The organism is Janthinobacterium sp. EB271-G4-7A (assembly GCF_020858075.1).
In the GTDB taxonomy this organism is placed as follows: Bacteria; Pseudomonadota; Gammaproteobacteria; order Burkholderiales; family Burkholderiaceae_D; genus Janthinobacterium; species Janthinobacterium lividum.
The window spans coordinates 985625-1008454 of record NZ_JACYMI010000001.1 but is presented as its reverse complement, the minus strand read 5'-3'; the positions used below and the strand labels follow the sequence as shown (position 1 = coordinate 1008454).

General features: G+C 64.3%; 16 protein-coding genes. 11 read left to right on the top strand and 5 right to left on the bottom strand.

Annotated features, from left to right (window positions below; genetic code table 11):
- Window positions 1-60: 60 nt before the first annotated feature.
- From IGS58_RS04625 to IGS58_RS04605, 5 genes are all read left to right on the top strand, one after another.
- On the top strand, window positions 61-3198 hold the full coding sequence (locus IGS58_RS04625) for an Rne/Rng family ribonuclease (RefSeq protein WP_230520762.1): 3138 nt from the start codon (window positions 61-63) through the stop codon (window positions 3196-3198).
- An 88-nt stretch (window positions 3199-3286) separates the two neighbouring features.
- A complete protein-coding gene (gene chrA, locus IGS58_RS04620; protein ID WP_230520761.1) occupies window positions 3287-4624 on the top strand; it encodes a chromate efflux transporter in 1338 nt (445 codons plus the stop codon).
- Window positions 4625-4653: 29 nt separating this feature from the next.
- Window positions 4654-5775 carry a GTP 3',8-cyclase MoaA gene (moaA, locus tag IGS58_RS04615; protein ID WP_092608455.1) on the top strand — a complete coding sequence of 374 codons (1122 nt, stop codon included), beginning with the start codon at window positions 4654-4656 and terminating at the stop codon, window positions 5773-5775.
- Window positions 5776-5837: 62 nt separating this feature from the next.
- Window positions 5838-7685 (top strand): molybdopterin molybdotransferase MoeA, encoded by a 1848-nt coding sequence (moeA, locus tag IGS58_RS04610; RefSeq protein WP_070253709.1) that lies wholly within the window; start codon window positions 5838-5840, stop codon window positions 7683-7685.
- Between the two features lie 316 nt (window positions 7686-8001).
- A complete protein-coding gene (locus IGS58_RS04605; RefSeq protein ID WP_139144046.1) occupies window positions 8002-8910 on the top strand; it encodes an MHFG family PEP-CTERM protein in 909 nt (302 codons plus the stop codon).
- 9 nt (window positions 8911-8919) lie between these two features.
- Here the strand turns inward: IGS58_RS04605 and rmuC are convergent, their stop codons facing one another.
- Window positions 8920-10290: a DNA recombination protein RmuC gene (gene rmuC, locus IGS58_RS04600; RefSeq protein ID WP_070253708.1), complete on the bottom strand. Its 1371-nt coding sequence runs from the start codon at window positions 10288-10290 to the stop codon at window positions 8920-8922.
- A 5-nt stretch (window positions 10291-10295) separates the two neighbouring features.
- Window positions 10296-10691, bottom strand: coding sequence for a group II truncated hemoglobin (locus tag IGS58_RS04595; protein WP_034785429.1), 396 nt, complete (start codon window positions 10689-10691; stop codon window positions 10296-10298).
- Window positions 10692-10823: 132 nt separating this feature from the next.
- Here IGS58_RS04595 and IGS58_RS04590 point away from each other — a divergent pair, with 132 nt between their 5' ends.
- The 3 genes from IGS58_RS04590 to IGS58_RS04580 are packed head-to-tail and all read left to right on the top strand — an operon-like array spanning window position 10824 to window position 12974.
- Window positions 10824-12089, top strand: a complete 1266-nt coding sequence (locus tag IGS58_RS04590; protein ID WP_230520760.1) for an MFS transporter — start codon at window positions 10824-10826, stop codon at window positions 12087-12089.
- Window positions 12090-12101: 12 nt separating this feature from the next.
- Window positions 12102-12449, top strand: a complete 348-nt coding sequence (locus IGS58_RS04585) for a GIY-YIG nuclease family protein (protein ID WP_151096742.1) — start codon at window positions 12102-12104, stop codon at window positions 12447-12449.
- A 57-nt stretch (window positions 12450-12506) separates the two neighbouring features.
- The gene (locus tag IGS58_RS04580; protein ID WP_070253705.1) at window positions 12507-12974 is read left to right on the top strand and encodes a MarR family winged helix-turn-helix transcriptional regulator; all 468 of its coding nucleotides are present in this window, start codon (window positions 12507-12509) and stop codon (window positions 12972-12974) included.
- 10 nt (window positions 12975-12984) lie between these two features.
- Here the strand turns inward: IGS58_RS04580 and cqsA are convergent, their stop codons facing one another.
- Complete coding sequence (gene cqsA, locus IGS58_RS04575; RefSeq protein ID WP_230520759.1) at window positions 12985-14232, bottom strand: alpha-hydroxyketone-type quorum-sensing autoinducer synthase; 1248 nt, start codon at window positions 14230-14232, stop codon at window positions 12985-12987.
- A gap of 152 nt (window positions 14233-14384) precedes the next feature.
- Here cqsA and IGS58_RS04570 point away from each other — a divergent pair, with 152 nt between their 5' ends.
- Together IGS58_RS04570 and IGS58_RS04565 are read left to right on the top strand one after the other, a co-directional pair.
- The gene (locus IGS58_RS04570; protein ID WP_230520758.1) at window positions 14385-15683 is read left to right on the top strand and encodes a sensor histidine kinase; all 1299 of its coding nucleotides are present in this window, start codon (window positions 14385-14387) and stop codon (window positions 15681-15683) included.
- A 3-nt stretch (window positions 15684-15686) separates the two neighbouring features.
- The gene (locus IGS58_RS04565) at window positions 15687-16694 is read left to right on the top strand and encodes a response regulator (protein ID WP_230520757.1); all 1008 of its coding nucleotides are present in this window, start codon (window positions 15687-15689) and stop codon (window positions 16692-16694) included.
- A gap of 2 nt (window positions 16695-16696) precedes the next feature.
- On the opposite strand, the gene IGS58_RS04560 is transcribed toward IGS58_RS04565, so the two are convergent.
- Window positions 16697-19228: an ABC transporter permease gene (locus IGS58_RS04560; protein ID WP_151096746.1), complete on the bottom strand. Its 2532-nt coding sequence runs from the start codon at window positions 19226-19228 to the stop codon at window positions 16697-16699.
- 24 nt (window positions 19229-19252) lie between these two features.
- Complete coding sequence (locus IGS58_RS04555) at window positions 19253-20284, bottom strand: adenosine deaminase (RefSeq protein WP_070281320.1); 1032 nt, start codon at window positions 20282-20284, stop codon at window positions 19253-19255.
- Window positions 20285-20881: 597 nt separating this feature from the next.
- On the opposite strand from IGS58_RS04555, the gene IGS58_RS04550 reads away from it, so the two are divergent.
- Window positions 20882-22804, top strand: coding sequence for a PrkA family serine protein kinase (locus IGS58_RS04550; protein ID WP_034785249.1), 1923 nt, complete (start codon window positions 20882-20884; stop codon window positions 22802-22804).
- The last annotated feature ends 26 nt before the right edge of the window (window positions 22805-22830 follow it).

Genomic DNA, 22830 nt, shown 5'->3' with positions numbered 1-22830 from the left:
TACTTCGCCGCTTCCCCGGAAGCGGCTTTGAGATGGCCTACGGGTCGCGGAGTTATAAAAATGAAACGCATGTTGTTTAATGCCACGCAGCAAGAAGAACTGCGCGTAGCGATTGTCGACGGACAAAAACTGATCGACATCGATATCGAGACAGCCGGGCGCGAACAGCGCAAATCCAACATCTACAAGGGCGTGATCACGCGCATCGAGCCATCGCTCGAAGCGTGCTTCGTCAGCTATGGCGAAGACCGCCACGGCTTCCTGCCTTTCAAGGAAGTTGCCCGCACGTACTTCCGTGAAGGCGTGGACGTGCGTAACGCTTCCGTCAAGGAAGCGCTGCGCGAAGGCCAGGAAATCATGGTCCAGGTGGAAAAGGAAGAGCGCGGCAACAAGGGCGCCGCCCTGACCTCGTTCGTCTCGCTGGCCGGCCGTTACCTGGTCCTGATGCCGAACAACCCGCGTGGCGGTGGCGTATCGCGCCGCGTGGAAGGTGAAGAGCGCCAGGAATTGCGCGAAACCATGGATAAACTGGACTTGCCTGCTGGCATGTCCGTCATTGCCCGCACGGCAGGCATCGGCCGCAACGTCGATGAGCTGCAGTGGGACTTGAATTACCTGATGCAACTGTGGCGCGCCATCGAAGGCGCCGGCAAGTCGGCCAACGGCGCCTTCCTGATCTACCAGGAATCGTCGCTCGTCATCCGCGCCATCCGCGACTACTTCCAGCCCGACATCGGCGAGATCCTGATCGACACCGACGAGATCTACGACCAGGCGCACCAGTTCATGAGCCACGTGATGCCCGACATGGTGCACCGCGTAAAACGCTACAGCGACGACGTGCCGCTGTTCTCGCGCTTCCAGATCGAACACCAGATCGAAACGGCGTACAGCCGCACCGTGCCGTTGCCATCGGGCGGCGCCATCGTGATCGACCATACCGAAGCACTGGTCTCCGTCGACGTCAACTCGGCCCGCGCCACGCGCGGCTCGGACATCGAGACGACCGCCTTCAACACCAACTGCGAAGCGGCCGAAGAAGTGGCCCGCCAGCTGCGTCTGCGCGACTTGGGCGGCCTGATCGTCATCGACTTCATCGACATGGAAGTGGCGAAGAATCAGCGCGAAGTGGAACAGCGTCTGAAAGATGCGCTGCACCATGACCGTGCCCGTGTACAAATGGGCAAGATTTCCCGCTTCGGCCTGATGGAACTGTCGCGCCAGCGCCTGCGCCCTTCGCTGTCCGAAGGCTCGCACGTGACGTGCCCGCGCTGCTCCGGCACCGGCCACATCCGCGATACGGAGTCGTCCGCCCTGCAGGTGCTGCGCATCATCCAGGAAGAGGCGATGAAGGAAAACTCGGCCACCATCCACGTGCAGGTGCCCGTGGACGTGGGCGCCTTCCTGCTGAACGAAAAGCGCGGCGAAGTACTGAAAATCGAGAACCGCCACCGCATCGCCGTGATCCTGATTCCGAACAAGCATCTGGAAACGCCGCACTACAAGCTCGAGCGCATCAAGCACGACGATCCGCGTCTGGAAGACAGCCAGGCCAGCTACAACCTGGCTGAAAGCGCTGAAACCGACATGGCTTACAGCAAGCGCCAGAAGGAAGAAGCCAAGCCGCGCCAGGAAGCCGTCGTCAAGACGATCACCCCTGACCAGCCGGCACCGCTGGTCGAGCGCAAACCCGTCGAAGCGAAACCGGCTCCAGTGGCCGCGCCTGCCGCACCACAGGGCCTGATCGCCAAGATCATCAGCTTCTTCACCGGCGCCCCGGCACCGGTGGCACCGGCACCCGCCCCTGTCGCACCAGCCAAGCCGGCCGGCGCCGACCGCGGCGACCGCAACAGCCGTGGCCCGCGTGGCCGTGGCCGCAACGGCAAGCCTGGCCGCGAAGAGCGTGAACCGGGCCAGGGCCGTCCAGCCCAGGACGATGCAGCAGCGGAAGCACTGGAAAAAGCGGCACGTCCGCCACGCCCACCGCGTCCGCCACGCGAACCGCGTGAGGCCCGCGAAGGCGGCGATGCAACGGCAGCGCCACGCGAACGCGGCGAACGTCCTGAGCGCGCCGAGCGTCCGGAACGCGCAGAACGTCCGGAACGTGCAGAACGTCCGCCGCGCCAGCCACGCGAAGGCCGCGAACCGCGCGCCGACAAGGCTGTTGTTGCTGAAGTGAAAGCTGAAGAGCTGGCACTGGTTGGCGCCACCGCCAGCGCAGTGAATGTCATCGTGCCGTCCCACGGCCCGGAATCCGACGCCGCACCGGCGAACCTGCTGAAAGCGCCGGCCAATGCCGGTCCTGAAGGCGAAGAGACGGAAAACGACGTGGAAGGCGAAGAACCGCGCCGCCGCCGCCGCCGTGGTGGCCGCAACCGCAACCGCCGCGACCGCGAAACGGGCGAGCTGATCGAATCGGCAAACGGTGAAAACGAAGGCCAGGACGCACCGGTAATCAGCTTCACGGTTGCTCCGGCGCCGGAAGCTGCCGCCGAGGCCGCTCCAGTAGCCGTCGTGGCTGCCGCCGCTGTCGTCGCCGTCGCTGCGCCAGTGGAAGCTGCTGCCGAAACCGCTCCTGCCGTCGTGGCTGAAGTGGTCGAAGTGGTCGAAATCGCCAAGGTCGCGGACATCGCCAAGGTCGAAGAAGCCGCACCAGCCGCTGAAGTGATCGTAGCGCCAGCCCCTGTGGAAGCGGCTGCAGCGCAAGCTGAACCAGCCGCTGCCGAACCAGTGCCAGCTGCCGAGTACAGCTTTGCCGAGAAAACGGAAGCTGCACCGGCGCAAGCGCCTGCTCCAGCGGAAGTCATCGTCGAAGCGGCGCCAGTCGTGGAAACGGTTGCTGTCGTGGAAACCGTCGCCGTAGCTGAAGAAGCGCCAGTCGCCGAAGCGGCACCGGCCGTGGTGGAAGCGGCCCCGGTGGTTGCCGAAGTGGCTCCTGCACCTGCTCCGGCGCCAACCCCTGTGGCGGCTCCTGCTCCTGCTCCGGCTCCTGCTGCGCCAGTCGCCGCGCCGCTGGACTTGAGCGCAGTGCTCGGTTCGGCCGGCCTGACCCTGGCTGCCACCGATCCGGAAAAACTGCGCCTGGCGCAGGAAGCGGCCGCCAAGGCAGTCGCTCCGGTCCGCAAGCCGCGCGAACGCAAGCCATTGCCGCCGCAATCGGATGAGCCGTTGATCCAGGTCAACACGCAACGTCCATAAGCGCGCCGGGTTCGCCCAGCCGCCAATGATGAAAGGGGAAGCTCAGGCTTCCCCTTTTTTACGTCCACTCGCCAGCCATCCGCCCGCCATGCACGAGAACGCCAATCAAGCTCCCGCCCCCGTCAGCCTGCGCAACGCCTTCCGCTACTGGCTCAAGCTCGGTTGCGTCAGTTTTGGCGGCCCTGCCGGGCAAATCGCCATGATGCATGCGGAGCTGGTGGAAAAGCGGCGCTGGATTTCCGAGCAGCGCTTCCTGCACGCCCTCAACTACTGCATGCTGCTGCCGGGGCCGGAAGCGACCCAGCTGGCCATCTACATCGGCTGGCTGATGCACCGCACGCGCGGCGCGCTGGTGGCGGGCCTGCTGTTCTTGCTGCCCTCGCTGCTGGTGCTGATCGTGCTGTCCTGGCTCTACATGGCGTATGGCCACGTGGGTGCCATCGCCGGCGTCCTGTACGGCATCAAGCCGGCCGTCGTCGCCATCGTGCTGGCGGCCGCCTGGCGCCTGGGCCGGCGCACCTTGCGCAGCCCCGGCCTGATCACCATCGCGGCGGGCGCATTTGTCGCCATCGCCGCGCTACAGCTGCCATTTCCGCTGATCGTGCTCGCCGCCGCCCTGCTGGGCATGGCGGGCGGGCGCTGGCTGCCGGGCCACTTTCATCTGGGCGGCACGCAACATGTCGGCGCAGCCCGCTACGGCGCCGCCCTCATCGATGACGACACGCCCACGCCGGAGCACGCGCGCTTCAGCTGGCCGCGCCTGCTGGCCACCTGTGCGCTGGGCCTGGCCCTGGCCTTCCTCGCCTGGCTGGGCCTGGCGCTGGCGGGCGGCGCGGACCAGCCGCTGGCGCAGATGGGCGTGTTTTTCAGCAAGGCGGCCCTGCTCACGTTTGGCGGCGCGTATGCCGTGCTGCCCTACCTGGTGCAGGGCGCCGCCGACCACTACCACTGGATCACCAGTGCGCAAATGATGGATGGCCTGGCGCTGGGCGAAACGACGCCCGGCCCCCTGATCATGATCGTCGCCTTCATCGGTTTTGTCGGCGGCTGGAGCCATGCCGTGACAGGGGAGCAGCTGTGGCTGGCGGGCGTGTGCGGCGCGCTCGTCGCCAGCTGGTTTACCTTCCTGCCCTCGTTCATCTTCATCCTGGCCGGCGCGCCGCTGGTGGAAGCGTCGCGCGGCAATCTGCGCCTGAGCGCGCCCCTGACGGCCATCTCGGCGGCCGTGGTGGGCGTCATCGCCAGCCTGGCGCTGTTCTTTGGCCGCCATGTCTTCTGGCAAGAAAACCCGCTGCCGCACTGGGACTGGCTGGCGATGTTCATCGCGCTGGCGGCCGGCGTGGCGCTGATCAGGTTTCAAGTGGGCACCATCAAATTGCTGCTCGCCTGTGCCATCTTCGGCCTCGTGCTATCGTATCTGCCTTGAACGACTCAACGTAAGTGGTATCACCTTTCATGGCTGACAAGATTATCTACCTCGCCGAAGCCCGCAACGGGGCACCGGCGATCCCTGCGCAGCTGGAAAGCCCCAGCGGCAATGTGGCCGACAGCCTGGGCCGGCCCCTGCACGACTTGCGCATCTCGATTACCGACCGCTGCAATTTCCGTTGCGTGTATTGCATGCCGAAGGACGTGTTCGACAAGAACCACGTGTATCTGCCGCACACGGATTTGCTGTCGTTCGAGGAAATCACGCGCATCGCGCGCCTGTTCGTCGCGCACGGGGTGGAAAAGATCCGCCTGACGGGCGGCGAACCGCTACTGCGCAAGAATATCGAAAAGCTCATCGCCATGCTGGCCGAACTGCGCACGCCGTCGGGCCAGCCGCTGGACCTGACCTTGACAACCAACGGCTCATTACTGGCAAGAAAGGCGCAGGCGCTCAAGGATGCGGGCCTGAACCGGGTCACCGTGTCGCTCGATTCGCTCGACGATGCCACCTTCAAGCGCATGAACGATGTGGACTTTGCCGTGGCCGACGTGCTGCACGGCATCGATGCGGCGCACCAGGCAGGACTCGGCCCCATCAAGATCAACATGGTCGTCAAGGCCGGCATGAACGAGCAGGAAATCGTGCCCATGGCGCGCCACTTCAAGGGCACGCCGTACATCCTGCGCTTCATCGAATACATGGACGTGGGCGCCTCGAACGGCTGGAACTTGCAGGAAGTCATCCCTTCGGCAGAAGTCGTGCGCCGTATCGGCGCGCAGATGCCCTTGCTGCCCATCAACCCGAACTACACGGGCGAAACGGCGGCGCGCTGGCGCTATGCGGATGGCAGCGGCGAAATCGGCCTCATTTCCAGCGTCACGCAAGCGTTCTGCGCCGACTGCAGCCGCGCCCGCCTCTCGACCGAAGGCAAGCTGTACACGTGCCTGTTCGCCAGCAGCGGCCACGACTTGCGCAGCCTGCTGCGCGGCGGCCACAGCGATGCGGAAATTTCCTCGGCCGTGGCGCAGCTGTGGCGCGGCCGCGGCGACCGCTATTCGCAATTGCGCACCAGCCAGACGGATTTGACGGGCGGCGCACTTGAGCACGGTAAAAAGAAAGTGGAAATGTCGTACATCGGCGGCTGAATCGGGAGCGGCGCACGCCTGCCGCTGCTACCATGGCGTATGCATCCACATTTTCGCCTCTCATGATCAATCAACACGACATTACCGGCCTGATCCTGGCCGGCGGCCTCGGCACGCGCATGGGCCAGCGCGACAAGGGCATGCTGCCCCTGCATGGCCAGCCCCTGGTCCGCCACGTGCTTCAGCGCCTGGCGCCGCAAGTGGGCCAGCTGGCCATCAGTGTCCATGCGGATGCCGGAGATTATGCGCGCTTCGGCCTGCCCGTGTGGCCCGATGCGCTGCCCGGCCAGCTCGGTCCGCTGGCAGGCTTGCACAGCGGCATGCAGCATGCCACCGCCCCCTATCTGCTCACCGTGCCGTGCGACTCGCCATTGCTGCCGCACGACCTGGCAGCGCGCCTGGCCGCCGGCCTGGCCGAGCACAATGCGGACCTGGCCATCGCCGTCACCGAGGACATCGATCCCGCGACGGGCCAGACGGTGCGCCGTCCGCACCCCGTCTTCTGTCTCGTCAAGACTTCCGCCCTGTCCCAGCTCGATGCGTATCTGCGCGGCGGAGAGCGCCGCATGCGCACCTGGCATGGCCCCTTGAAACTGGCCGAGGTGCTCTTCGAGAACAATAGCGCGTTCGGCAACATCAATACCCCGGACGAGCTGGCGGCCCTGCAGGCGCAGGGCCTGTCCGTGCCGATGGCGCAAGCCATCCTGGCCGACACCGTCGCGCCTGTCGCCGAGATCGAGGAACTGCCGCTGCCGCAAGCGTTCGAGCGCATCCTGGCGGCCGACATCATCTCGCCCATCAGCGTGCCCGCTCACGACAATTCCGCCATGGATGGCTACGCCCTGCACGGCGCCGACCTCGGTGGCGACACTGCTGTCACCCTGGCCGTGGTCGACACCATCCTGGCCGGGCGTCCAGGCACGGTCAACATTGGACGCGGCCAATGCGCGCGCATCATGACGGGCGCCGTCATGCCGGACGGCTGCGACAGCGTGGTGCCGCAGGAACTGGTGCAGCACGCCAGCGCACAGCACATCACCGTGGCGCCGGACTGCATCCGCCCCGGCGACAACCGCCGCTTCAAGGGCGAAGACCTGATGCAGGGCCAGCCTGCCCTGCTGCAGGGCAAACGCCTGGGTCCTGCGGAACTGGGGCTACTGGCTTCGCTGGGCATCGCCACGGTGCCCGTGCGCCGGCGCCTGCGCGTGGCCTTCTTTTCCACCGGCGACGAATTGCGCTCGATCGGCGAGCCGCTCGACGCGGGCTGCATCTACGACAGCAACCGCTACACCCTGCTGGGCATGCTGACCCGCCTCGGCTGCGAAGTGCTCGACATGGGTATCGTCAAGGACAATCCGCAAGCGCTGGAAGCGGCCCTGCGCGGCGCCTGCGCCTCGGCCGACGTCATCATCACGTCGGGCGGCGTGTCCAGCGGCGCGGCCGATTTTACGCGCGACATCCTCGCGCGCCTCGGTGAAGTGGCCTTCTGGCAAATCAACATGCGCCCGGGCCGCCCCATGGCCTTCGGGCGGATTGCCAGCGAAGGCGAATCGGCACTACTGCTGGGCCTGCCCGGCAACCCCGTGGCCGTAATGGCGGCGTTTTATTTCCTCGCCCGCCCGACCCTGCTGCGCCTGATGGGCGCCGCTGCGGACACGGCCAGCCTGCCGCTGCTGCAGGTGGCGGCGCAAGCGCCCATCCGCAAGAAGCGGGGCCGCACGGAATACCAGCGCGGCATCGTCGAACGGGGCGCGGACGGGCGCCAGCACGTGCGCGTGACGGGAGCGCAAGGCTCCGGCATCCTGCGCTCGATGACGCAAGCCAATTGCATGATCGTGCTGCACGAAGCGCAAGGCCACGTGGCGGCCGGCGACCTGGTCGATATCGTGCTGTTCCATGGATTGACCTGATGTCCTACCACCGACCAGGCTGACGCGCTGGCCGGGCCGCATTCCACGCTGCGTCACCTGCGTTTCGCCCTCCTCTTCATAACGGCCCGCCCTGCGCGGGCCGTTCGCATTTCCCCTTCGCAATCAATTTATCCTGCACGGCAACTGTTCGGCTATCAAGATAAAAATATTAATCATTTCCACAACGAATAAATCAATAAAGACAACACTAATTGTAATAATTTTATTTATTAGTTGATATTGAAGTTTCTTTGGTGATAACATTCAAACTTGTATAAAATTCAATTTTGATATTGTTTTCATGAGGAAACTAACAATGAGACACAGCTCATGGATCGCGGGAGCCAGCATGCTGGGCGTGGCATGCCTGCTTGCTACCTTGTCCCTGGCGCCCTTGACCGCCAGCGCGAAAGGCATCGCGCGCGCCGGTGTGCTGGATAACTGTAACTGGAACCGTCCAGGCGTCGACCCGTTCATGGGTGACGTGGTGGCGGCGGTAGACCGCTATACGGATATCGCGCCGCCAGTGCGCGAACAATTGAAGGAGCGCATGCGCGCGCGCCAGTATGATGAGATCGTGGTGATCAGCCGCGACGCCATCCGCGGCAAGGGCAACTACAACACGCGCATCAGCGACATGCATTTCGGCCCTGGCCGCGTTTGCCGCAATGTCACACGTGCAGGCTGGAGCGAACAGATGCAGGAACGGGGACTCGTGTATTGCGTACAGGGCCAGTGCATCCTCGTGCCGACGATTTGCCGTAACGTCAGCCGTATCACGCAGGCACCCGCGTCGGCGCCGCCGGCGGCAGGCGCCGCGCCCGGCGGTGCAGCGCCTGTTGCGGCCGCCCCCGCCGCCCCGGAAGCGGCAGGCGTGCCACTGATCGACAATCCCGACGCCTTGCGCGGCGGTTCTTTCACGGGCGGCGCCATGCCGCCCGAGGTGGCCAGCATTCCATTACTGCCTTTCAACAATTATGTGCGCACCGTCGGCGGCATCACGCCGCCGGCCGGCATGGGCGGCGGCGGTGGTGGCGGCGGTCTGCCGCCGGACCAGGGCAGCAGCATCATCGTGCCGCCCACCGTGATCATCCCCACCTTTCCGCCCACGGTGCCGACGGTCTTGCCGGCCGTGCCCGAACCGCAAACCTGGGCCATGCTGCTGGCGGGACTGGCGCTGGTCGGTTACAGCGCGCTGCGCCGCCGCACTGTGCGGGCGGCCTGAGGCGGCGCGCTACTCGCCGTCGACGGCGTCCGCCTTACCCAGCAGCAAGGCGGCCGCCTCGCCCGGCAAGGCTTCCACGGATTTCAATTTGCGCGCCATCTGCCGGCTGCGCACTTCCGCGCTTTCGATATTCTTCGCCGCCTTTTCCAGGGTCAGCCGGGTTTGCGACAGCACGTCGCCGAACTTGCCGAACTCCGTCTTCACGGCGCCCAGCACTTGCCACACTTCCGACGAGCGCTTTTCCAGCGCCAGGGTGCGGAAACCCATTTGCAGGCTGTTGAGCAAGGCCGTCAACGTGGACGGTCCGGCGATGCTGACCCGGTGCACGCGCTGCAATTCGTCGGCCAGGCCCGGGCGGCGCAACACTTCCGCATACAAGCCTTCCGTGGGCAGGAACAGGATGGCAAAGTCGGTGGTGTGCGGCGGCGCCAGGTATTTCTCCGCGATGGTTTTCGCTTCGCCGCGCACGGCCCGTTCCAGCTCGCGTCCGGCCAGGGCCACGCCGTCGGCATCGGCCCGCTCGGCCGCCTCGACCAGGCGCTCGTACTGTTCCTTGGGAAACTTCGCATCGATCGGCATCCACACGGGAGGGCCGCCATCGGAGAGGCCCGGCAATTTCAAGGCGAATTCCACGCGCGCGCCGCTGCCGGCCACGGTTTCCACGTTCTTCGCATACTGGTCGACAGTGAGTACCTGCTCCAGCAGCATTTCCAGCTGCACTTCGCCCCAGGTGCCACGCGTCTTCACATTGGTGAGTACCCGCTTCAAATCGCCCACGCCCAGCGCCAGCTGCTGCATCTCGCCGAGACCCTGGTGGACTTTTTCCAGCCGCTCCGACACTTGCTGGAACGACGCACTGAGGCGCGTTTCCAGGGTGGCGTGCAGTTTCTCGTCGACCGTCTTGCGCATCTCTTCCAGGCGTGCGCCATTGTCGGCCTGCAAATCGCGGATCTTGTTCTCGAGCGTGGCGCGCACTTCCAGCATGCGCTGCGCATTCGATTCCGTCAGTTGGGCCAGGGTTTGATTGGTACTCTCGGCAAAGCGCGCCAGGCTTTGCGCCTGCTCTTCGCGCCCGACTTTCCCCTGCGCCTGCATCTGCGTGCGCAGGCTGTCGAGCTGTTGCAAGGTCGCCGCCTGGAATTGCGCCAGGCCGGTGGCCAGGTCCTGGCGCGTCGCTTGCGCCGATGCCTGCAGTTGCAGCCGCACTTCGCGCTCGACCCGGTCGATGCGCTCCAGGCTTTGCTGCTGGTGCTGTTGCACCAGGGCCAGGGTGGTGGCACCATCGCCGGCCGCGCCACGCGGGCGCAGCAAGATCAATAGCAACAGGACGATGGCGACGATGGCGGCGCCCAGCAGGCTGTAAAACTCGATTGGGCTCATGGGTGTCAGTCAGGCTTGTTGCGCATCCAGTCGGCCGTCTGATAGAACGATTCCATCAGGCGTACGCGCAAGGATTCTTCGATGCCCGTGTCTTCCATGGCCCAGGCCATGGCGCGCAGCCACTGGTCGCGCTCGCTGGTGCCGATGGCGTAGGGCAAGTGACGGGCGCGCAGGCGCGGGTGGCCGAATTTCTCGATATACAAATCCGGTCCGCCCATCCAGCCCGTGAGGAAGAAATACAGCTTGTCGCGCGAGCCGTCCGTCGATGGCGGATGCATGACGCGGATGCCGGCGAACTCGGCTTCGAGCTCCATCAAGTCATAAAAACGGTCGACCATTTCGCGCAGCACGGGGGCGCCGCCGATGGTCTCGTACAGGGTGGGGGCAGTGGTATCAGTCATGGCCGCCATGATAGCGCAAGCGCTGGCGCCTCATGCGGCGGCAGCTGTCGCTGCCACAATAAAAAGCAATATACTTGACTACTCAAGCTTATATCAACTACTATGCAATCTTTAAACACGGGAAGATACAGCATGTCGACCACCGCAGAATCCCACTTGATGCGCAATACCAACTTCCGCTGGCTGCTGGGCGGCGGCCTCGTGTCCATGCTGGGCGACCAGTTCAGCATGCTGGCCCTGCCGTGGCTGGTGCTGAGCCTGACGGGCGATAGCCTCAGCCTGGGCATCGCCGTGGCCCTGATGGGCGCGCCCCGCGCCGTGCTCATCTTGTTGGGTGGCACGGTCGCCGACCGGCATTCGCCCCGGCGCGTACTGCTGGCAAGCAAACTGGCCAATGCCGCCATCCTGCTGGCGCTGGCCGGGCTGCTGCTGCTGGACCAGGCCAGCCTGGCGCTGGCGTATGCGGCCGCGCTGGCGCTGGGCATCGCTTCCGCCTTCGGCATTCCCGCCGGCACGGCCATCCTGCCGCAAGCCGTGCCGTCGCAGTCACTGCAAGCGGCCAACAGCCTGCAGATGGGCGCGCGCCAGTTGTCCTTGCTGGCCGGCCCCCTGCTGGCGGCGCTCGTGCTCGGCACCCACGATGGCGCCCGGCACACCGGCATGGCGTTGCTGGCCGCCGCCTTTGCCATCGATGCGCTGACGTTCCTGTTCTCGGCCTGGACCTTGCGGCAAGTCAGCCTGCGGCCACTGGCCGCGGCGGCGGCGCAGGGCATGTGGCGCGACATGGCGGCGGGCCTGGCCATGGTGTGGCGCGACATTCCCTTGCGCAGCTGCTATGTGTACTGGGCGGTGGTGGCCTTCTTCGTCATGGGGCCGCTGCAAGTGGCCTTGCCCGTGCTGGCCAGCGAGCGTCTGCACGGCGCCGCGGCGCTGGGCGTGCTGATGGGCACGCACGGTGCGGGCACCCTGGCCGGCATGCTGGCGTCCAGCCTGGGAGGCGCCTGGCTGCGCCGCCGCTTCGGCGCCACCCTGCTGCTGGTCGATGCGGTCGTGGGCCTGCTGCTGATGGCGCTGGGGCAAATCGGCACGGTCTGGCAGGGCGCGGCCTTGCTGGCCGTCACGGGAATGCTGGGCGGCCATGTGCAGGTAGCCATCTTTACGTGGATACAGCGGCGCGTGGCGCCCGCCATGCTGGGCCGGGCAATGGCACTGTTCATGGGCATCTTCCTGGGACTGGCGCCCCTGTCGGCGGCGGCCACGGGCGCGTTGCTGCGCCACCTGAGCGTGGGCGAGCTGTTCTGCGCTGGCGGCGCCCTGCTGCTGGCCGCCGCCTTGGCCGCCATCCTGTGGACGGATATTCCCCGCATCGGGGCAAGCGATTATGCAGTTCAACCTTAAGGCAGTCACAGCATGGATAAACCACGACAAGCGGCCCTGAAAGCGGCCTACCGGCAACAAGCGCCCGCGCTGGGCATCATCGCGCTGCGCCACTTGCCCAGCGGACGCACCCTGCTCGAACGCAGCCGCAATGCCCCTGGCGCGCTGAACCGCCATCGCTTCGAACTGAATCTGGGCAAGCACCGCAACGCCCTCCTGCAGGCGGACTGGCAACGCGACGGCGCGGCGGCCTTCCGTTTCGAGCTGCTCGATGCCGTCAAGGTGCCCGACGATCCCGCCTTCGATGCGGATGCCGAACTGGACGCCCTGCTGGCGCTGTACCAGGCACAGCTGCTGGAGCAGGGACAGGCACGCTATTGAGCGGCCATGCTTTACACTTGCGCACTCAAGCACTTCGCAGCGAATTGAAAGGACGTCATGATCGATCACACTCCCCCGCCGCCGGACGGTGCCAGCGCGCTGGACTTCTGCCTGCGCCTGGCGCGCGCCCAGGCCGTGCTGGTGCGCCGCTTCGACAGCATCCTGGGCAATCTGCATGGCCTGAGCTTCAGCGATTATCAATTGCTGTACCACTTGCAGCGCGCGCCTGGCGGCCGCCTGCGCCGCATCGACCTGGCCGAACGCCTGGCGCTGACGGCGTCCGGCATCACGCGCTCCTTGATGCCGCTGGAAAAAATCGGCCTGGTGGCGCGCCAGGCCGATGCGCGCGATGCCCGCGTCGGCTATGCCGTCATCACGGAAGCGGGACAAGCCCTGCTGCTCCACGCCGATGCGACAGCGCAGGCACTGGGCCAGGAATTGCTGGGCAGCGCCAGCGCGGAACAGCTGACACCGCTGTCCATGCTGCTGGCCGGCATCGCCGGCAGCCAGCCAGCGAACGGCTGACGCATCGCCCTTACACGAGCGCCAGCTTGCGCAGGCGCCGTGTCGACTGCCAGTGCTCCACGCCCGTTTCGTCGCGAATGGCGGCGCAGGCGGCCAGCACTCTTGCGCACTCATCCTCGCGCAAGCCCGCATTCAGGGTCAGGCGCACGATGGCGCGGTTCTTCGCCGTAGCCGGGGCACAAAACATGGCGCCGTAAATGCCGTGCCGTTCCAGCGCCTGGCGCAGGGCCAGGGTGGCCGGTTCGCCGCCAGCCTCCAGCGCCACGATCTGCTCCGTGCCATCGCTGACGTTGTAGCCCAGCTCGCGCAAGCCGTCACGCACCTGCAGCGTGTGGCGCCGCAAGGTGGCGCGGCGCTCATCGGCGGCCATGATGAAATCGAGCGCCGCGCCCAGCCACGCCAGCTCATGCGCCAGCAGGCAGGAACTGAAGATGGCGGGGCGTGATTCGGACAAGAAATACCCCTTGAAGCGGCTGGAACAGCTGATGAAACCGGCCCGTCCCGCGAAGGCCTTGGCCAGCGATGCCGTGCGGAAATGCACGCGGTGGCCCAGTCCCCAGGCTTCCACCAGGCCCGCGCCCTGCGGGCCGTGCGTGCCCAGTGAATGCGACTCGTCGACCACCACCACGCAGTCGCTGCGCTCGGCGATATCGAGCAGCTCCAGCAGCGGCGCCAGGCTGCCGTTGGTGCTGTACAGGGCATCGACGACAATCACCCCGCGGCCATGCTTTGCCACCTGCCGCCGCAGGTGCGTCATGTCGTTGTGCAGGAAGGGCACGGCCTGGGCCTGGGCCGACAGCACGCCTTCCCACAGCGACGCGTGAGCCTGCATATCCAGGTAGACGGGAATGCCGGGGCCGGCGATACACTGCAGCAAGCCGATGTTGGCCGCCATGCCGGACTGCGCCAGGATGCCATCCTCGCAGCCCATGAAGCGGGCCAGCCGGCTTTCCAGCCGGTGCTGTTCGCTGCCTTCCTGCAAGTACACGGCCGACATCAGCATGCCGCCCGCATGCGCCTGCAGGCATGCCACCTGCGCCGCCACCAGCGTCGGCTCGGCGGCGATGGACAGGTAGTCATTGCCCGCCAGGAAAATAGCATGGGCGGGGGTCGGTTGCCATGCATGGGGATGCTGGCCGCCCAGCAGTTTTTCGATGCGCGTGATGTGATGCGCATCCATGCGCCGCACGATGTAGTCGGGCAGGCAGTGTTCGGCACGGGCGAAAGATGGGGTATGCACGCTGGTAGCGATGGTCATGGTTTTTCTCCTAGGGAAAGGTTTGCTGCAAATTAAAGCCTTGACCGTGTTGCAAACCCATCCATTGACGTATATCAATGTCCGACGAGATAACCGTTCAACCAGGAAAATTTACGCGATGATAATGTTCTGAAGAGAATCTAGGCAGAGTCATGACGCAGCAATTGCAAGGACGATGGACACACTGGCGCAGGCGCCTGCTCCATTCGCTGCTGCATGAGCGCGTGCCGCATGAGGACCTGGCCGGCCGGGTCGCCATGCTGGCCGCCGTGGGCACGGTGGCGATGCCGCTGTACTACCTGCTGTGGCATTACTTTTTTCCGCAAGCCTATGAAAACCTGACCCTGCGCCTGACGGGCGTGGGCATCTGCATGGCTGGCCTGTTTGCCCGCCGCTTCTCGGTCCGCTGGCTGTCGCGTTACCTGCTGTTCGCGCTCAGCTACATCCTGCCCTTCTTCTTTACTTTCATGTTTCTGATGAACCATGCGTCGTCCATCTGGAGCGAATCGCTGCTGATCGGCCTGGTCGTGCTGTTTCATTTCGAAACGAAACTGGCGTGCTGCGCCTACCTGATCGGCACCAGCGCCGCCTGCCTCGCCGTCATCCTGCAGGGGGAAGGCGACTTCCTGCTGCAACGTGAAGTGCTGCAGCAACTGCCCGTGCACTGGTTCACCATTGCCGCGCTGTCCGTGGTGAAAGTGGGCAGCAAGGTGCTGGAACTGGAACGGCTGGCAGGCCTGGCGGCCGGGCTCGGTTCCGTGGCGCACGAGCTGCGCACGCCGCTGACCAGCGTGGAAGCCAATGTGCGGGGCATGCGCCGGCTGCTGCCGCAGCTGGCCGACCAGGCGGACGACATGCCCCCGTTACAGGAAGCCCTGTCGCGCATCCAGTTCGAAGTGCGCCACATGCATCACATGATCGATCTGTTCCTGATGAGCGCCAGTGCCGTGAACCGCAACCTCCAGCCTAGCCAGGCGCTATCGATGCTGGAGATGGTGAACGCCGTGCTCAAGCGCTACCCATTTACCAGCAACAGCCAGCGCAGCAGCGTCAAGGTGGACGTGCGTGCCGACTTCCAGTTCGCCGGCCAGGACGAACTGTGCGTGGTGATCCTGCTGAATCTGCTGAGAAACGCGCTGAAAGCCATCCAGCGGGCAGGCAAGGGACGCGTGCGCATCATCATCGACGGCGCCCGCCCCGTGCCCAGGCTGCTGTTCATCGACACGGGCTGCGGTATCGCGAAGAACCGCCTGCCGCTGATCTTCGAGCGTTTTTACTCCTATCCCGTACATAACGGCAGCGGCATCGGCCTGGCCCTGTGCCGGCAGATCGTCACCGCCTGGCAGGCGCGCATCCGCTGCGTGTCGCGCGAGCATGCCTATGCGATTTTCATTCTGGAATTCCCCCAGCCCGTGCCTGCCCGCTTCCAACCCTCTTCCCCCGCAAGGTGACGCATGCAACTGCCCGTCTACACCCATCCGACCCTGACCGTATTGATCGACGACAGCGATTCCTTCCTGAAAAGCCTGGCGTTCCAGCTCGATCCCGGCCTGGCGCGCAAGACCTTCCACGACACCAGCAGCGCCCTGCACTGGTTGCGCCAGAGCACGCAGCCGGGCGAAACGCCGCTGCACGTCAACTTCGACACGCAAAACCTGCCGCCCGACCAGTGCAACGTGGCGCTCGACATCGAACGCATCTGGCGCATCAGCGGCCAGGCGCAGCGCTTTGCCGTGCCCTCCGTGCTGGTGGTCGATTATTCGATGCCGCAGATGAATGGTCTGGAATTTTGCCAGGCCGTGCGCGACTTGCCGTGCAAGAAGATTCTATTTACGGGCGCGGCCGATGAAAAAGTGGCCGTGACGGCCTTCAACCGGGGCTTGATCGACCGCTACATCAAGAAGAGCGACGACGATGCGCTCGACATCCTGGAACAGGAAATCGTTGCCCTGCAGCGCGAGTTCTTCCTGCAGCAATCGGAAACCGTACGCGACTTGCTGATGCTGCACGACTACAGTTTCCTGCAAGACGAAGCGCTGGCCGCCGTCGTGCACGAGCTGTGCCAGCGCCATGGCTTTGTCGAATACTATATTTTCCCCAATCCCAGCGGCATCCTGTTCTTCACGCGCGAAGGCCACGCCAAGCTGATGATCATCGAGACGGAACGCAGCCTGCATACGCAGTACGAAATGGCGCGCGACAGCGACGCGCCCGAGTCACTGCTGCTGGCCCTGCTGGAAATGCGCGTGATTCCCTACTTTTCCGACGCCGACAGCGACGGCATGTACGCGGCGCAGATCGGCGAAAACTGGTTCCGCTACTGCGCCGCGCCCACCATCTGCCTGGGCCGCATGACGTATTTCTGGGCCCTGTTCGACGTGCCGGCGCACCAGCTGGGGCAGCCGGTGATGTCCTACGCGCAATTTCTGCGGGCGGGCGCAGGCGATAGTGTCAGCGCTTAAGACTAGCCTTCCCGCAAGGTCTGCAGGGGCGGATGTTTCAGCACGTTACGCAAGCCCAGCCAGCCGCCGGCAATCGCGCACAGGGCGCCGGCCAGCAAACCAAAGGCCCACACGCCGGGCGCGAAGCTCCAGGCGAACTTGAACTGGTACGTGGCCAGCGCCCAGCCCATGGCGGCCGCGCCCGATGCCGCCAGCAAGCCGGCCAGGGCGCCGACGAGCGAAAACTCGATCAACTGGGCCTGCGCCAGCTGGCGCCGCGTGGCGCCCAGCGCGCGCAGCAGTCCCGCTTCGCGCGTGCGCTCGTCCTGCGATCCCATCAGGGCCGCATACAGCACCAGCAAGCCCGATGCCAGCGTGAAGGCAAACAGGAATTCGACGGCCGTGACCACCTGGTCCAGCACGCCCTGGATTTGCTTAAGCACGCCGCCCACGTCGACCACCGTCAGGTTCGGATAATCGCGCAGCAAGGCATTGCCCAGGTCCGCCTGCGCGGGCGGCAGGTGAAAGGCCGTGATCCACGTCTGCGGCGTGTCCGCCATGGCGGCCGGATTGATGATGACAAAGAAATTGACGCGCATCGAGCCCCATTCCAGCTTGCGCAAGCTGGTAATGGCCGCTTCCACGGGCTGGCCGGCGATGTCGAAGCGCAGCTTGTCGCCCAGTTTCAGTTTCAATGTCTTGGCGATGCCCTCCTCCACCGATGCCTCGGCCGGCGCACCGGGCCCATTGCCGAACCACTTGCCGGCGACCAGCTTGTTTTCTTCCTGCATGGTGGCCATCGTCGACAGGTTGAATTCGCGGTCGGCCAGGCCCTTGGCCCGGTCATCCTCGTAGGTGGTTTCCGTGATGGCGTTGCCATTCACGGCCACCAAACGCCCGCGTATCATCGGATACAAGGGCGCGTTGGCCACGCCGGCCTGGGCCAGGCGCGCGGCGATCGGGTCTTTCTGTTCCGGCAGGATATTGATCATGAAGCGGTTCGGCGCGTCCGGCGGCGTGGCATTGCGCCAGGCCACCATCAGGTCGCCGCGCACCACCGTCAGCAGCAGCAAGGCCATCAGGCCCAGCGCCAGCGACACCACCTGGATGACGGTGGCGCCCGGGCGGCGCTGCAGGGAAGTGACGGCAAAACGCCAGCCCTGGTGATTGAAGGCGCCGCGCAGGGTTTTCAGCGAGCGGATGCCCAGCCAGCCGGCCAGGCCGAACAGGGCGAAGCCGCCGAGGAAGCCGGCCGCCGTCAGCAGCGCCAGTTTCACGTCGCCCGCCTGCCACAACAGCAGCACGACGAAGGCGGCGATGCCCAGGCCGTACGTGGCCACGGCCAGCGCCTGCGGCGGCTCCTGTTCGCGGCGGATCACGCGGTTATGGGGAACATTGCGCAACTGCAAAATCGGCGGCAGGGCAAAGCCCAGCAGCAACAGCATGCCGGTGGCCACGCCCTGCAGCGCGGGCAGCATCGAGACGGGCGGCAAGTCGCTCTGCACCAGCTTGCCCAACAGCTCCAGCAATACCAGGTGGCCGCCGAAGCCCACCATCACGCCGACCACGCTGCCGGCCAGGCCAACGAGCAGGAATTCGATCACGTACATGGCCGTGACCTGGTTTTGCGTCAAGCCCAGGCAGCGCAGCATGGCGCAGGCATCCAGGTGGCGCAGCATGAAGCGGCGCGCCGCCATGGCCACGGCGACGGCCGCCAGCATGGCCGACAGCAAGCCGACGAGCGACAGGAAACGGTCGGCGCGGTCCAGGGTCGACTGCATCTGCGGACTGCCCGATTCCAGCGACTCGATGCGCACGCCCTTGATGGCCTGCGTCTTGATCTGGCTTTCCAGCCAGGTTTGATATTGCGCAAGCTCGGCCGCCTTGGCGGGTGGAGCCGACAGCAGCAGCCGGTATGACACGCGCGAACCGTTCTGCACCAGCGCCGTGGCGGCAAGATCACTGAGGGGCAGCATCACGCGCGGCGCGAAATTGAGGAAGGAGGCGCCGCGGTCCGGCTCGCTGGCGATCAGTTGCGTGACCGTAAATGCCTTGTCGCCCAGGGTCAGGGTGTCGCCCAGCCTGGCGTTCAGGCTGGACAGGATGGCCGCATCGACCCACAGGGTGCCGGGCGCCGGCACCTGGTCGGTTGGCCGTCCCACGGCATCCTGCGCCTCGCTCGGTTTGGTCGTGATTTTCAGCTTGCCCCGCTGCGGGTAGCCGGGCGAGACGGCCTTGATGGACGCCAGCTGCGACAGCGACTGTTCGCCCTCGCCCGCCTGCGCCATGCTGGGAAACGTCACCGTGTCGGCCAGGAGGAAGCCGCGCTTCTGCGCTTCCGCGCGCCATGCGGCATTGACGGGCTGGTCGGCGCTGATGACCAGGTCGGCCCCCAGCAGCTGGTGCGCGTCGCGGTTCAGGCCCGCGCGCAGGCGGTCGACGAAGAAACCCACGGCCGACAGGGCCGCCACGGCGACGATCAGCGCGACGAGCAGGAAACGCAGTTGCCCGGCGCGCCAGTCGCGGCCGGTCATTTTCAGGGAGAGGCGGAACATGGGCGGCGGGTCTTTATGAAGATGTTATTGCGCGCTGCCGTGGGCGGCCGCGTGCTGGGCGAAATACGCATCGACGGTAGCGAGGAAGGCGTCTTTCTGCGCTTGCGGCAGGAAGGCGGCGATGAAACCGTTGCGCGCCAGGCGCTGCGCGTGGGACAGGCCCAGCGGCAAGGCGTCGAAGATGGCGTCGAAATTGTCGTTCATGTAGCCGCCGAAATACGCGGGATCGTCCGAGTTCACCGTCACCAGCAAGCCCGCGTCGAGCAGTTGCACCAGGTTGTGGTCATGCATCTGGTCGAACACGCGCAGCTTGGTGTTCGACAGCGGGCAGACCGTCAAGGCGACCTGTTCGCGCGCCAGGCGGGCCGTCAGTTCCGCGTCTTCCAGGCAGCGCACGCCATGGTCGATGCGTTCGACCTGCAAGTCGTCGAGTGCCGTGCGGATGTAGGCTGGCGGACCTTCCTCGCCCGCGTGAGCCACCAGGTGCAGGCCCAGCTCGCGGCAACGGGCAAACACGCGCGAGAATTTCTCGGGCGGGTTGCCCACTTCCGACGAGTCGAGACCGATGCCGATGAATTTGTCGCGGTGCGGCAGCGCGTCTTCCAGGGTCTCGAACGCTTCTTCCTCGCTCAGGTGGCGCAGGAAGCACAGGATCAGGGCCGCGCTGACGGGACTGTCCTGGCAGGCGCGGTGGATGCCGTTGATCACGTCGGCCATGGCCACGCCGCGCGCCGTGTGGGTTTGCGGGTCGAAGAAGATTTCCGTGTGCAGCACGTTATCGGCTTCGGCGCGGCGCAGGTAGGCTTGCGTCATGTCATAGAAATCCTGCTCTTTCAAGAGCACGCTTGCGCCAGCGTAATAAATGTCGAGAAAAGACTGCAAATCCGTAAAAGCATAGGCGCTGCGCAAGTGTTCCACCGATTCATAGCCCAGCGGCACGCCATTGCGCTCTGCCAGTGCGAAAATCAGTTCTGGCTCCAGCGAGCCTTCGATATGGATATGCAGTTCGGCCTTCGGCATGCCGCGGACGATCGCGCGCAATTGGGGGTTCATCATGGGTGTTCCTTATAGGGTGACGATAAAAATGCTGGCTCGCACGCGCCGGGCGCGGCGCGGAAGACGCACGCGCGGCGCGCAGGGCCATCAGACATGCAGGCATCTTAGCGCAAGATGGCCGGCCTCACCGGCGCCCGGCCGCCATGGCGCAGGCCGCGGCAACGCCATGGCCGGCTCCGGCACGCGCTGGCGAATTGTCGTATGATGATTTAAAAGGTACAAAAAGGTTCATTGAAATTGATGGAAAATCTGATGATTTATCCAATTAAATCAACAATTTACAAACAAGTATTAAGGATATGCTGACATATCTTTTGACTTCCTGATCCTTTAGAGCAATAATAAATTTCATGGGGTAAAGGTAGGTGCAACAAGCGCTATCAACAGTGAAAAAAAAGCCGGCTGGCTACGTCAGCACACGGCATCAAGCGCCAGTTTTTTGGTCCGGGCAATCCGGACTCGCAAAGACAGCCGGGCTTGAAACAACAATAAAAATCGATACGGGGTACAGGAAAAGTTCAGACGGCAAGCCCAGGCGAGTGCCAGGCGGGCGGCCATGGTGACTGGCAGTACAGGTTTACATTAAAGGACATTGACATGACCATTTTTGATAACTATGCAGCACGCTACGAGCGCACCCGCGAAGAGGAAATGTCGCTCACCGAATACCTGGCCCTGTGCAAGAAGGACAAGCTGACCTATGCCAGCGCGCCTGAACGCATGCTGGCCGCCATCGGCGAGCCGCAACTGGTCGACACGCGCAACGACACGCGCTTGTCGCGCATCTTCGCCAACAAGATCATCAAGATCTATCCCGCCTTCCGCGAGTTCTACGGCACCGAGGAAGTCATCGAGCAAGTCGTCTCGTATTTCCGCCACGCGGCGCAAGGCCTGGAAGAACGCAAGCAGATCCTGTATCTGCTGGGGCCTGTCGGCGGCGGCAAATCGTCGATCGCGGAAAAGCTCAAGTCGCTGATGGAGCATGTGCCCTTCTATTGCCTGAAAGGCTCGCCCGTCAACGAATCGCCGCTGGGCCTGTTCAACGAGGAAGAGGACGGCACCATCCTGGAAGAGGATTACGGCATCCCGCGCCGCTACCTGCGCAACATCCCCAGCCCGTGGGCCGTGAAGCGCCTGCATGAATACAATGGCGATATCAACCAGTTCCGCGTCGTCAAGCGCTACCCGTCCGTGCTGAAACAGATCGCCATCTCGAAAACGGAGCCGGGCGACGAAAACAACCAGGATATTTCTTCGCTGGTGGGCAAGGTCGACATCCGCAAGCTGGAAGACTATGCGCAGGACGACCCGGACGCCTACAGCTATTCGGGCGGCCTGTGCCTGGCCAACCAGGGCTTGATGGAATTCGTGGAAATGTTCAAGGCGCCGATCAAGGTCTTGCATCCGCTGCTGACGGCCACGCAGGAAGGCAACTACAAGGGCACGGAAGGCTTCGGCGCCATCCCGTTCGACGGCATCATCCTGGCCCACTCGAACGAGTCGGAATGGAAGACCTTCAAGAACAACCGCAACAACGAGGCGTTTCTTGACCGTATCTATATAGTCAAGGTGCCGTACTGCCTGCGCGTCTCCGATGAAATCAAGATCTACGACAAGCTGGTGGCCAATTCCTCGCTGGTCAAGGCCCCATGCGCGCCCGGCACCCTGCGCATGATGGCGCAGTTCGCCATCCTGTCGCGCCTGAAAGACCCGGAAAACTCCAGCATCTTTTCGAAGATGCTCGTCTACGATGGCGAGAACCTCAAGGATACGGACCCGAAAGCCAAGTCCATGCACGAATACGTCGATTACGCGGGCGTGGATGAAGGCATGAACGGCTTGTCGACGCGCTTTGCCTTCAAGATCCTGTCGAAAGTGTTCAACTTTGACAATTCCGAAGTGGCCGCCAATCCCGTGCATCTATTATATGTACTGGAACAGCAGGTCGAGCGCGAGCAGTTCGCGCCGGAACTCGAGCAGCGCTACTTCTCCTATATCAAGGAGCACCTGGCGCAGCGCTATGTGGAATTCATCGGCAAGGAGATCCAGACGGCTTACCTGGAAAGCTATTCGGAATACGGACAGAACATCTTCGACCGCTATGTGACGTTTGCCGATTTCTGGATACAGGACCAGGAATACCGCGATCCGGACACGGGCGAAAGTTTCGACCGCGAATCGCTGAACAATGAACTGGAAAAGATCGAGAAGCCGGCGGGCATTTCCAATCCGAAGGATTTCCGCAATGAAATCGTGAACTTCGGCTTGCGTGCGCGGGCCTCGAACGGCGGCAAGAATCCCGCCTGGACCAGTTATGAAAAGTTCCGCACCGTGATTGAAAAGAAAATGTTTTCGAATACGGAAGAATTGCTGCCCGTGATTTCCTTCAATGCCAAGGCCAGCGCCGACGATGCCAACAAGCACGCCGACTTCGTGGCCCGCATGGTGGAAAAAGGCTATACGGCCAAGCAGGTACGCCTGTTATGCGAATGGTACTTGCGCGTACGCAAGTCGTCATAGCGCGGACAGCGAAGGCGCGCTCCCGC